We start from the raw sequence: 12,484 nt of genomic DNA on the forward strand, positions 1-12,484 counted from the left end.
AATAGAACAAAACAATATAAATAGCATTTAAAAATAACACTAGTGAATATATTGGTTGCCATTTATATTTTTGATTCTGATTCATCTGTTAGTTTTTGGTAGATATTTCGTAATCATTCTTACCAACGGAAAGCATATTGGTAAACAATCTATATGCTCCTGGAACTCCAGCAGGTAATTCCCTAAAGAAACTTAATCCTGTATAAATAAAATGACCTTTACCATACTCTGCAATTAATAAACTACCCTTTTTAGCAGTTTCTCCCTTATCATTCATAGATAGTAAGGGAGTAAAAGCTGCATCCCATTTATTAGGAAAGTAAAGTCCTCGTTCCTGTACCCAGTCTTTAAAATCATCTTCAGTAATCTTATTAGGGTAATTCAACAACTCATGTTGATCATCAAGTATTGATACTTCTGAATTTTCATCTGTCACTCTGTCTCTAGACAGCTCTAAATTATAGGGTGCTACTTTGTCAACTTTTGTTCTAAAATTCGTGTTGTATTGCACAATCATAGTACCTCCTTGGTCAACGTAGTTATGCAATATATCTTGATAATACTTTGACTTCTCATTTACATTATAAGCTCTTATTCCAAGAATAACAGCATCATATTTTGAAAGCTTTTCAGTGGTAATACTACCTTCTTCCAATTCATCAACCGTATACCCTATCTGGCGTAAACTTTCCGGAATCTGATCTCCTGCACCTTGAATATATGCTACCTTATCTCCTTTCTTTTTAATATCTAATCGAGCTATTTTTCCTTCTGAAGGTAGCAATACAGATTGTTTAGGTATATGATCATAATTGATCTCAATCAGTTCTTGGGTATATGATTTTCCATTAATAATAATTAAAGGCTTTACCTTTCCCATACTTTGGGTTACAGGAGGCTGTACATTAAAAACAACTTTTTTCTCTTGCCCTTTTTGCACCATTGAAAATGGAATGGAGGTAGGATTCGCTTTCCATCCATCTGGAAGTCTCAACTGAATTTCACCTTGAATATTCTTGCCATTCGCTTTTATTTTTACCGCTAATTCTTTAGGCTTATCGTCACTAAAAATAATAACTTTATCAACCACGCTTGAAGTCACTTTAGGAACAACCTGAAAAGGCTCGTACAATTCACCTTTATCTGGTTTGGAAAATCTTCTAATAAGAGGCTTCTCAAAATCAATAGAGACTCCGTCGATTAATAATAAAAATCTCATCATCAGAGGTTTCGTTTCCGGAGTACCGATAACGGAAGTATCATTTACGGTATACATCCCTAAATTACCTTCAGCCAACAACCAATAAGGTGCTGTTTTTTGTCGATTTGGCTTAATTATAAGTTGTTCTTTATTCGTATATTTTTGATTATTACCTAATTCTTTATCCAAATTAATAGAATTTCCGTTATAACTTATGCTTGTAAGTTTTACTTCAATAGGGCTTCTATTTAAAGCTTCTATATTAACAGTCACACTACCTCCTGGATTTGCATAACTTTCACTAGCTGAAGCTTCTAAATATAATCCCATACTCCAACTAATAATTTCTTTGATCTCTTTGGATTTAATTACGCACCAATGCGTATCATCTAACTTTTCAATAAGCTGATATGCTTTTAACAACTGTGGAATGTGTTTATAAGGGTTTTTAAAATCAAAGTTTTTTTCAACTTCATATAAGATAGCTCCTATTTCATTTCCTCCTTTCAATCTGCTCCATGAAGTATTAATACCTTCAAAAGCATTTGATTTATCTTTGGGTAAATCGCCTTTTACCAATTCTATGTATTCATCTTCTATACCACGATTAGTTAAACGACCAAAACCTTGGCATAAATGCTGGCTACTTGCCATAGCTGCAAGTTCATTATTTGATAATCCTTTTAAGGGGTAATAAACTCCTGTATCAAAATGGAGCATATTGCTTCTATCTGCCTTATCAAATTTTTCACGACTTCCATAAAACCACCAGCTGGTATTAAAAAACAATCGTTTAGGCTGCCATGGTTCACCAAAATGTGTTTTGAAATTTTTATCATTTGCCAGGTCAAAAGCCTCTGTGCTTAGCATAGCTGATGATGTATGGTGTCCATGGGTTTTTCCAGCGCTTTTATGATCAAAACGATTGATAATTATATCTGGTTTAAAATTTCTAATTACTGAGACCACGTCTTTTAAAACTTCATCTTTATTCCAAATAGTTAAAGTTTCATCAGGGTGCTTGGAATAGCCAAAGTCATTGGCTCTTGTAAAAAACTGTTCACCACCATCAACATCTCTAGCTGCTAATAACTCTTGTGTACGTATAACACCTAATAATTCTCTTAACTCTGGACCTATTAAGTTTTGGCCACCATCTCCTCTTGTCAAAGAGAGATAAGCTGTTCTAGCTTTTACATGATTTGAAAAATATGATATTAATCGGGTATTCTCATCATCAGGATGCGCAGCTACATACAAAACAGAGCCTAAAAAATTTAGCTTTTGAACCGCTTCATAAATTTCAGAAGAACTTGGTTTTTGAGGTTTTTGAGCTAAAATAGTAGTGAAAAAAATAAAAGAAAAAAGTAGTGTAAAGGCTTGTTTCATTAGTAATTTAAAGTGGTTTCTGAACAAAACTAAACATAAAAATGAGCTTTCATAATTAATTGTGAAAACCTTAACATTTTAATAGAAAATACCCTAATTTGAATACTATATTTTTTTTGTAGCTTCATATAAATAGATATATTTGTAATTCATTTTTCTAAACCTAATCTTTCGATGAAATTCATAGTTTCAAGTATTCAATTATTGAAGCAGCTTCAAATTCTAAGTGGTGTTATTAATAGCAATAATACATTGCCTATTTTAGACAATTTTCTGTTTGAATTAAGCCCTAATAAATTACAAATTTCGGCTTCAGATCTTGAAACAACCATGAGTACTTCAATTGAAGTAGAAGCCAATGAATCTGGCTCTATTGCAGTACCTGCAAGATTACTATTAGACACTTTAAAGACATTTCCTGAACAGCCTTTAACCTTTGTAGTTGAAGAAAACAATACGATTGAAATCAGCTCAAACAGTGGTAAATATGCGCTAGCTTATGCTGATGGCGATGAATTTCCAAAAGCAATTGAACTAGAATCACCTAGTTCAGCTAACATATCTGGAGATATATTGGCAACGGCCATTACCAAAACCATATTTGCATCAGGTAATGATGATTTAAGACCTGTAATGAGTGGTGTTTTCTTTCAGTTTTCACCTGAAAGTTTAACTTTCGTGGCTACGGATGCTCACAAACTGGTAAAATATGTGAGAACTGACGTAACAGCCAGTGAAGTTGCTGAGTTTATCATGCCCAAAAAGCCTTTAAATTTGTTAAAAGGTATTTTAGCAGCTTATGGAGATGATGTGTTAATTGAATACAATGAATCAAATGCTAAATTTAGTTTTGATTCAACTGTACTAATTTGCCGATTGATTGATGGTAAATACCCTAATTATGAAGCTGTAATTCCTAAGGAAAATCCTAATAAGCTTACGTTAGAAAGAGGTTCATTTTTAAATTCGGTAAGAAGAGTTTCTATTTTCTCTAGTAAAACTACACATCAGATTCGTTTAAAAATGGCCGGTACTGAGCTTAATATTTCTGCTGAAGACTTAGACTTTTCCAATAAAGCAGATGAACGTCTTCAATGTAATTATGAGGGTGACGATATGCAAATTGGTTTTAATTCTCGTTTTTTATTAGAAATGTTAAACAGCTTAAACTCTGATGAGGTTCTGTTAGAAATGTCTTTACCGAACAGAGCAGGTATTCTTACTCCTATTGACAGATTGGAAGATGGTGAACAAATCACTATGCTTGTTATGCCGGTAATGCTTAACGGATAACCTTTTTTAAGGTAATGCCATTCTTTTTTATTAACACTACTTTTTAACAATTTGTAATATATATTGATGCATGTCGTTATGTATATATTATGAACATTGGTTTTTTTGAATATATTTGCTTTCAAACCAGTGTTAATAAGTAATGGTTTTTTAGGTAAAAACTGTTAATTTAACTAGAAGTCAAAGTTTTGAAAAAATTCTTAAAATTATAGGTAGGAATTTTACTCCGATAGTTGTTATACTTATGCCAGTGGTATGTAAAATTGACTTTTCAAGAGTCAACATAACGTTTAACTTAAGGGTTTATATGATTAAGAAGTTGCTCCCCTTTATATTCTTTTCAATGGTATGCTGTCTTACCTTTGGACAGGCTGACTATTCTAATATAAAATTCAAAAGTAAAATCTACAAATACAAAGAGAGTCTTCCTAGAACGCAGGAATTAGGTGTAGAAAGAGACATTTTAACTAATATTGTTGACCTATTAGCTGGTGATTTCTATACGCAAAAGGAGAAAACAGATATGGTCAACAAATTATGGCTAGCTTTTACCAGACCCAAAACATTTGACTTTGTTTATAAAGATTTTGCTATCAAAACAAATAAGAGTTGGAGTTATACCAATAGCAGAGGAGAACTTGTCCTTGAGCCAAACCCCTACCTTACAGAGTGGACTATTAATGATAGTGAATACCCTTATTTTCAAATAGCATTGAACAAGATTTTAGATTATTATGGATTACTCACCTATGGTGATGATGCAGAAACCGTACAATCATCATTTAATGAGCTATTATTTACTAAAGATATAAAAATTCAAGAGCCCAAAGAAGATGACTGGGCTTATTCATATTTACAAAAATTAAACAATCAGCTATCAAAAAAAGGGTTAATTGCTTTGGTAACCAAAGGCCATTACGACATAATAGTTTGTAAGGTAAACAATAAAGATAAAGTTACAGAGTTATTTGAAAAGATAAAATGGGAGTTCGTAACCCCTTAAAGAAAATTAACCAGACCCTACAATAAAGTATTATTATTTGCTAATGCTATTTAAAATGAAGAAACTATACTTCTTTTTATTTATCTTCCTTGGGGTTTATTTTTGTGGGTTTTCACAAGAACCTATTCCTGATTATACCACTATAAAATTTAAAAGCTACGTAAAAGAGTATAAAAAAAAGAAACCTAGCTTTGAAGGTTTAGATGTTGATAGAGAAATGGTTGCTGAAATTGTAAAATTATTAGGACAATCATTTTACAAACAAGACCACCTAGAAGACATAACTGATAAGATATGGTTGGTATTCCGAGATCCTAAAAAATTTGATTTTATTTATAAGGATTATGCCGTAAGATCTATGCCAAATTGGGATAAACCCAATTTTCAAGGAAAACTAGTTCTAGAACCTAACCCAAATTTAAAAGCATGGACTAAGGCCTATTCTGAATTGGATTATTTTAAAATAGCTATGCACAGAATTTTAATGTATGAAGGTCTTATGGGTTATGGAGAAACAGCGAAAGACACAAAAAAGTCTGTTCAAAAAATGTTGTATACCAAAGGCTTCAAATTTAGACCTGTATATAGCAGAGATTGGACAGGATCTTACCTTGAAAGTCTAAAACCGCAGACATCAAAAATAGGTACAACTATGTTTCTCACAGATCATGAAAATTTTGAATTCATGATTTGTAGAGAAGCTGTAAAAGACAAATTACTAAAACTATTTGATAGGATGCAATGGAAGTTTGTAGAAATATAAACACCCAAGCCAATCTGTTTCAAGCAACTTTATTCTATCTAGAGTAAAGTTGTTTTTTTATGCTATTTTCACAAAGTGAATTTCTTAGCTCATATTTACTTATCAGGTGATGATGAAATGGTAACCATTGGTAATTTTATGGCTGATGGCATCCGTGGTAAGCAATACAAAAAATACTCTGAAAAAATCCAAAAAGGTATTCTACTACACAGAGCCATTGACACCTATACAGATGCTCATCCAACAGTACGAAAAAGCACAAAACGATTGCATGAAAGATATAGTCATTATTCAGGTATTATTGTAGATATTTTATATGATCATTTTTTAGCAAAAAACTGGAAAAATTATAGTTCAATTCCTTTAGCGAAATATGTTAATCAGTTTTATGATTCTTTAGAAGACAACTTCGAAATTTTACCGCTAAGAATACAAAAAATGATGCCATATATGATTGCTGACAATTGGCTCTTAAGTTATGCTTCTATTAAAGGCATTGCAAAGGTTCTAGATGGCATGAATAGAAGAACACAAAACAAATCAGGCATGAACAATGCCGTTTATGAACTCAACACTTTTTATCAAGAGTTTGAAGAGGAGTTTACTTCCTTTTTCCAAGAACTCATTGATTTCTCAAAACAAAAACTTATAGAATTATCATGAAAAAAATCAGCTTACTTTTCTTATTTCTTTGTTTAGCCATAGCGTGCAAACAAGCACCTGAATTAAAAGTAGAGAGCACGAAGTTAAGGGGATTAGTGGTTGACAGTGCTATGGTTGTTTCAGCCAGAGCCGAAGCGTCTAAAATTGGTGCTGATATTCTAAAAAAAGGAGGTAATGCTTTTGATGCCATGGCTGCAACAGAATTGGCATTAGCCGTTGCTTACCCCTACGCAGGTAATTTAGGCGGTGGTGGTTTTATGGTTTACAGAAAAAATAATGGCGAAATTGGTACAATTGATTACCGTGAGAAAGCCCCGCTGGCATCAAAAAAGGGTATGTTTCTAGATGCTAATGGCAATGTTATTGAAGGAAAAAGCACATTAGGAGCTATGGCTGTGGGAGTTCCCGGAAGTGTAGCAGGCGTATTTGCAGTCCATAAAAAATTAGGCACACTACCAATAGAAGAAATTATACAACCATCTATAGACTTGGCAAAAAGAGGGGTTGTGGTAACGAAAAAACAAGAATATCGTATTCAAAAATATCAAAAGTACTTTCCGAAAGCAAACAAAGATTCTATTCTATTCGATAATATGTGGAAAGCAAATGATACCATTAAATATCTGGCTTTGGCCGAAACCTTAACACGCATTTTGAAAAATGGAAGAGATGAGTTTTATAAAGGTAAAACTGCAAAAATTTTGGCAAAATTCATTCAGAATAATGGAGGAATTATTACAGAAGAAGATTTGGCTAAATATGAAGTTAAATGGAGAAATCCGATAACTTTTAAATACGATGACCTTAAAGTTATATCTATGTCACCTCCTTCCAGCGGAGGGGTATGTCTGGCTCAGATTCTAAAAATGATAGAGCCTTTTGATGTGGCTCAATACGGTCATAATTCTGCCAAAGCAATTCAAGTAATCACCGAAGCTGAACGTAGAGCTTATGCCGATAGAAGTTATTATTTGGGAGACCCAGACTTTGTAAATGTACCACAGAATGAGCTCATAAGTGATACATATCTCAAAGGACGAATGAGAGATTTCTCTTTTGACAGAGCCACTTTATCTAGTGATGTCTCACATGGCAATATTGAAATTGTTGAGAGTGATGAAACTACCCACTACTCAATTGTAGATCAATTTGGAAATGCCATTTCTGCTACTACCACACTTAATGGTGCTTACGGATCAAAGCTCTATTGCAGCGAACTAGGATTTTTCTTAAATAATGAAATGGATGATTTTAGTGCCAAGCCAGGTGTTCCGAATATGTTTGGACTTATAGGTGCTGAAGCAAATAGCATAGCCCCAGAAAAGCGTATGTTAAGTTCTATGACACCAACTATTGTTGAAAAAGATGGAAAATTATTAATGTCTGTAGGCACTCCGGGGGGTTCAACAATTATTACGTCTGTCTTGCAGACAATTTTAAATGTGCATGAATTTGAAATGACGATGCAAGAAGCTGTAAATGCACCTCGTTTTCATCATCAATGGCTGCCAGATGAAATTAGAATGGAACCAAAATCCTTTGATAAGAGCCTGATTAAACAACTTGAAGCTCTTGGTTATAAAATCAATGAAGAAGATTCTCCGGTTATTGGAAAAGTAGATGGTATTCTAATGCTACCTGATGGTAAATTAGAAGGTGGTGCTGATAGACGTGGAGATGATACGGCAATAGGTTTTTAAAAACATAGCATCTGTCATTTCGAGATGAACTCTTAAAGACAATTGAGAAATCTCATCATTTTAAATTTATCAACTTAAGTAGTCAAATAGTAAGTACTTAATAGTTCTTTATTATTTCCATTGTCTTTTTTAGTTTTTCAATCAAAGTATAAATTTCTTCCTCATTATAAGCCGCAAAACCCATTCGTATAGCATTGTGCCCTGAATTTGCCATGTCATATCGTTTCCAGTTACCTACTTCCAAATTAAATTCTTTAGCAACTCTAGAAACATCCTCCCAAGTGTATTTTTTCTTTAGTATAACCCAAACAGCCATTCCACCTTTAGGCACTTCAAAATCAAAGTATTCATCCAGTTCCTCTCGCAATAACTTACAGAAAACATCTCTCCTATTCTCGTAAATTCTAAGCACTTTTCTGATATGCCTATCTAAATCACCAGACTTTATAAACTCTGCAAATGTCAATTCTAATAAAGCATCTCCTTGTCTATCAATAATTCTTCTTAACCTAGCAGCTTCATCAACAAACGCCGTTGGAGCAATTAAATAACCAATTCTAAAAACAGGAGCCACTGTTTTACAGACAGAGCCAATATAAATCACATTTCCATTTATATCATGGCTGGCTAAGGGAAGAATAGGTGCATGATTATAATTAAAATCATAGTCGTAATCATCTTCAATAATTGCAAAATTGTATTGTTTTGCTAGATTTAAAAGGTGAATTCTACGTTCGGCTGAAAGTGTCACAGTAGTTGGGTGATGATGATGAGAAGTGACAAATACTGCCTTTATTTTTTGCGTTTTCAAAAGTTTTTCTATAGCATGCACATCCAAGCCATCTTCATCTACCGGTATACGTACTATTTTGGCTTTCCTTTTTTTAAATGTAATATCGGCTGCTATATAATTGGTTTGCCCAACAACAATTATATCTTTTTTCTCTAATAATAATTGTGCTGAAAGATAAGTACCCATTTGACTGCCTCTAGTAATCAATACTTGCTCTTTAATGATTTTTAAGCCTCTTGTTTTATTTAGATACTCTACCAATACCTCACGCAATTTCTCATTACCGTGTGTTGGACCATATGTTAAATGAGTGTAACTATTTTTCTTAGTAGTAATTCTTCTATAAATTCTTGCCAATTCATTAATCGGGGCCAATCTTTCATCACAAGTTCCATCATTTATTTTCATAAAACCCTCTTCTTTCAGATAGTGTTTACTATCCAGAACTTTATCTTTATAGAATGAAAATCCCAAACTAGGTTGGTTTCTTTTAATACTACCTTTTGTGAGATGATGCCCTTTAAGCTCAGGTAGATTGGTATGTACAAAGGTTCCTTTTTTAGGAAGACTTTCAATCCAGCCCTGTAGAAGTAACTCGTCATAACAAGCAACAATCGTTTTTCTATGTACATCTAATAAATCGGCTAAGGTTCTGCTACCTGGAAGCTTGGTTTTAGGTGGCAGTTTTCGTTCTTTGATGAGCTCTATGAATTGATTTGCCAATTGTAGATAAATGGCTTGATTTGCTCTTCTATTTACTTTTAGGCTTGTTTTATATGGAAACATCTGGACTACTAAAAATTTTTATTCTGGATGAAAATAACCGTCCATAAATGTATTACTTTTGAGTGACAAATACAGCATTTATGAAAAAATCAGAATTAAGTCCCAATGAGTTTAATGAATATTATGGTCTTTATATTCATAAATTAAACAATGATTCTAACCTTATTAGTAGTTATGAAAATGGAGAAAAAAACGCAGTTGATTTCTTTTCTTCTATTCCTAAAGAAAAACTTAATTACAAGTACCAACCTGAAAAGTGGAGCATCAAAGAAATACTACAGCATCTTATTGATACGGAGCGGATTTTTATGTACAGATGTTTGAGGATTTCACGTGGTGATTCGACTCCTTTAGCAGGATTTGATCAGAACATCTACATAGAACCATCTGGAGCCAGCCAAAAGAGTCTTGATACTTTGTTAAATGAATTTAAAATTAATAGAACGCATTCTATCTCCGTATTAAGAAGTTTATCGCATGACAACCTCAAGTCTATAGGCAATGCAAGTGGTTATGATCTATCTGCAAGAGCTGCTGCATTTATTATTCCTGGTCATGATATTTGGCATATGGAAATTATAAAAGAAAGGTATTTATAAAATGTTAGAAATACGTCCAAATTGCGAGCATTGTGGTAAAAATTTGCCGAATAACTCAGATGATGCTATGATTTGCTCTTTCGAATGCACTTATTGTACGGTATGTGCTTTAGAACTATTTGAAAATGTATGCCCAAGTTGTGGTGGTAATTTTATTCAGAGACCGGTGCGTCCTTCTAAAATGTTAGAAAAGTATTCTCCTTCAACAAAACGGGTATTTGAGCCTAAAGACCTTTTAAAAGCTAAAAAGTTATCAGATAAGTTTAAGAATATACATCCAAATAAAAGATGAATCAAGAATTTGAACAGTATCAACACAGAAAAATTGACTTTATAAAAACCATAGAGTCAAATGATTTTAATGTTAAGATATATACCATTACTAACAGAAATAATTTTGAGTCGGTTGAAACTTTAAATGCCAGTTTGGAGGCCTTACCTTTATGGTTAGAAAAAGCACAAAATTCAAGTATACCAACACATAGGCATGCTTTTTTAATGGTTCATGAAGCCCGAGAAGGTGTATTAATTTTATTGAGTTGGTGGACAGGCGAAAACATGGTAGAAACCAATATTTATTTTGCCAGTTTTAAGTTGCCTAATGAAATAATTCCTTCTATTTATAACCCTAAACAATTGGTTTGTATTTGGGAATTAGAAATTTTCTACCATGAGCGTAAAGCATGGATCAAGCATGTATTATCAAAAGCTGAAAACCCAGATTTTAAAGCATACCTACGAGATACTTACTCCAATTAAAGACGAACAATTGGATAAAAAATCAAAGAAATGAATTCAATCAGAATAGTTTACTTTTTGATCTTACTTTTGTTTTCATGCACTCATCAAAAAGAAGACAAAAGAATAATAAAAATTGATGAATTACTGACTTCATTACATGCCCAGAAGAGCTTTAATGGCAATGTGATTATTGCTGAGAAAGGTAAAATACTCTACGAGAAATCGTTTGGACTATCGAATATCCAAGCCAATAAACAGTTAAGCTCAGAGAGTATTTTTAATATTGCGTCAATTTCTAAGACTTTTACTGCTTTGGCTATTCTACAATTGAAAGAAAAAGGATTACTGCAACTAACAGATACTATTAAAAAGTATTTTCCAGATTTTCCTTATGAAGGCATAACAATTGAAAAATTGCTTACACATACTTCTGGACTATATCGCATTCAGAGTGAGCTCATTCGTGAAAAAATAGATCAAAAAGGATTAACTAATGAAGAAATTTTAGAAGTGTATAAAATAGTGAAGCCAAAGGCATATTTTCCTCCTGGCATGGGATATAAATATGCCAACACAAATTATATCCTGCTTGGCTTAATCGTTGAGAAAGTATCTAGAATTCAATATAACACATACATCAATAAAAACATTTTTCAAAAAGCTGGAATGACCGGTACTTTTTTAAAGGAATGGAGAATTCCTGAAAAACTACAGAACAACATAGTTTCATATTATAGAAAACCAAAGTGGCTTTCTTATAAAATGGAAAACATTAATACTCTAAAAGATGATCTAGCCGAAAAGCGAACGTTTGAAAATAATTATGGAGAAAGTGCCATATACACCACTGCAAGGGATTTGTTAAAATATCACAATGCTATGCAAAACGGCATTTTACTCAATTCTTCATCCATATCAGAAATGTATAACCCTTTTAAGTTCACCAATAATAAGGACTACACTGTAAATTCAAAGTCAAATTATCCTGATCATGCCGGACTATCATGGAGTATTGCAAAAGACAATACAAAAGGAAAAATTGTTTTTCATGCAGGAGGTTTCAGAGGTGGACGCAATTTTTTTATACGTAATGTATCCGAGGATCAGTGCATTATTATGTTGACCAATAATGACCTAACAGATAGTCATACGTTCACCGCACCCATGCGAATTTTAAACAATCAAGCGTATCAGATTGATAAAAAATCATTGCCTAAATTATTCTCAAATGAATACCTCGAAAATGGAATTGATTCAGCTCTTAAGAAGTATAACGAATTCAAAAATCACAAGAATTATGTTCAGTTTATAGATTGGGATTTTGAAGAGATAGGAGAGGAGTTGACGATTAAAAAAGATTTTCAATCCGCGATCGCACTGTATAAATTATACACTAAACAATATCCAAAAGATGAATTTTCATGGTCTTTATTGGGCGATGCACTTTATGCCAATGGTGATTTGATAAACGCCTTAGAAAATTATCGAAAATCTCTCTCAGTTAATCCAGAACATCAACATGCCAAAGAAATGATTGAACAATTAGAATAAAA

General features: G+C 32.9%; 11 protein-coding genes. 9 read left to right on the plus strand and 2 right to left on the minus strand.

The annotated features are described in order from the left end of the window. Positions 1–88 precede the first annotated feature (88 nt). Positions 89–2,590: a PIG-L family deacetylase gene (locus tag AC1EU5_RS04215; RefSeq protein WP_480191112.1), complete on the minus strand. Its 2,502-nt coding sequence runs from the start codon at positions 2,588–2,590 to the stop codon at positions 89–91. 174 nt (positions 2,591–2,764) lie between these two features. Between AC1EU5_RS04215 and dnaN the strand changes: the two genes are divergently transcribed. The 5 genes from dnaN (at position 2,765) to ggt (ending at position 8,012) form a co-directional block, all read left to right on the plus strand. Continuing rightward, positions 2,765–3,883, plus strand: coding sequence for a DNA polymerase III subunit beta (gene dnaN, locus AC1EU5_RS04220; RefSeq protein WP_480191113.1), 1,119 nt, complete (start codon positions 2,765–2,767; stop codon positions 3,881–3,883). 307 nt (positions 3,884–4,190) lie between these two features. Further along, entirely contained in the window at positions 4,191–4,886 is a 696-nt protein-coding gene (locus AC1EU5_RS04225; RefSeq protein ID WP_480191114.1) for a hypothetical protein, read from the plus strand. Positions 4,887–4,941: 55 nt separating this feature from the next. After that, positions 4,942–5,649 carry a hypothetical protein gene (locus AC1EU5_RS04230; protein WP_480191115.1) on the plus strand — a complete coding sequence of 236 codons (708 nt, stop codon included), beginning with the start codon at positions 4,942–4,944 and terminating at the stop codon, positions 5,647–5,649. Between the two features lie 75 nt (positions 5,650–5,724). Then, positions 5,725–6,312, plus strand: coding sequence for an acyl carrier protein phosphodiesterase (locus AC1EU5_RS04235; protein ID WP_480191116.1), 588 nt, complete (start codon positions 5,725–5,727; stop codon positions 6,310–6,312). Then, positions 6,309–8,012 carry a gamma-glutamyltransferase gene (gene ggt / locus AC1EU5_RS04240; RefSeq protein WP_480191117.1) on the plus strand — a complete coding sequence of 568 codons (1,704 nt, stop codon included), beginning with the start codon at positions 6,309–6,311 and terminating at the stop codon, positions 8,010–8,012. Before AC1EU5_RS04235 ends, ggt begins: the two co-directional genes overlap by 4 nt. A 97-nt stretch (positions 8,013–8,109) precedes the next feature. Here the strand turns inward: ggt and pdxR are convergent, their stop codons facing one another. Further along, a complete protein-coding gene (gene pdxR / locus AC1EU5_RS04245; protein WP_480191118.1) occupies positions 8,110–9,591 on the minus strand; it encodes a MocR-like pyridoxine biosynthesis transcription factor PdxR in 1,482 nt (493 codons plus the stop codon). Positions 9,592–9,671: 80 nt separating this feature from the next. Here pdxR and AC1EU5_RS04250 point away from each other — a divergent pair, with 80 nt between their 5' ends. The 4 genes from AC1EU5_RS04250 to AC1EU5_RS04265 are packed head-to-tail and all read left to right on the plus strand — an operon-like array spanning position 9,672 to position 12,482. Then, positions 9,672–10,190 (plus strand): DinB family protein, encoded by a 519-nt coding sequence (locus tag AC1EU5_RS04250; protein ID WP_480191119.1) that lies wholly within the window; start codon positions 9,672–9,674, stop codon positions 10,188–10,190. Between the two features lies 1 nt (position 10,191). After that, positions 10,192–10,482, plus strand: coding sequence for a DUF1272 domain-containing protein (locus tag AC1EU5_RS04255; RefSeq protein WP_480191120.1), 291 nt, complete (start codon positions 10,192–10,194; stop codon positions 10,480–10,482). After that, positions 10,479–10,949 (plus strand): hypothetical protein, encoded by a 471-nt coding sequence (locus tag AC1EU5_RS04260; RefSeq protein ID WP_480191121.1) that lies wholly within the window; start codon positions 10,479–10,481, stop codon positions 10,947–10,949. Before AC1EU5_RS04255 ends, AC1EU5_RS04260 begins: the two co-directional genes overlap by 4 nt. Before the next feature lie 30 nt (positions 10,950–10,979). Beyond that, a complete protein-coding gene (locus AC1EU5_RS04265; RefSeq protein ID WP_480191122.1) occupies positions 10,980–12,482 on the plus strand; it encodes a serine hydrolase in 1,503 nt (500 codons plus the stop codon). Positions 12,483–12,484 lie beyond the last annotated feature (2 nt).

Source organism: Maritimimonas sp. 2405UD52-3 (assembly GCF_056591715.1).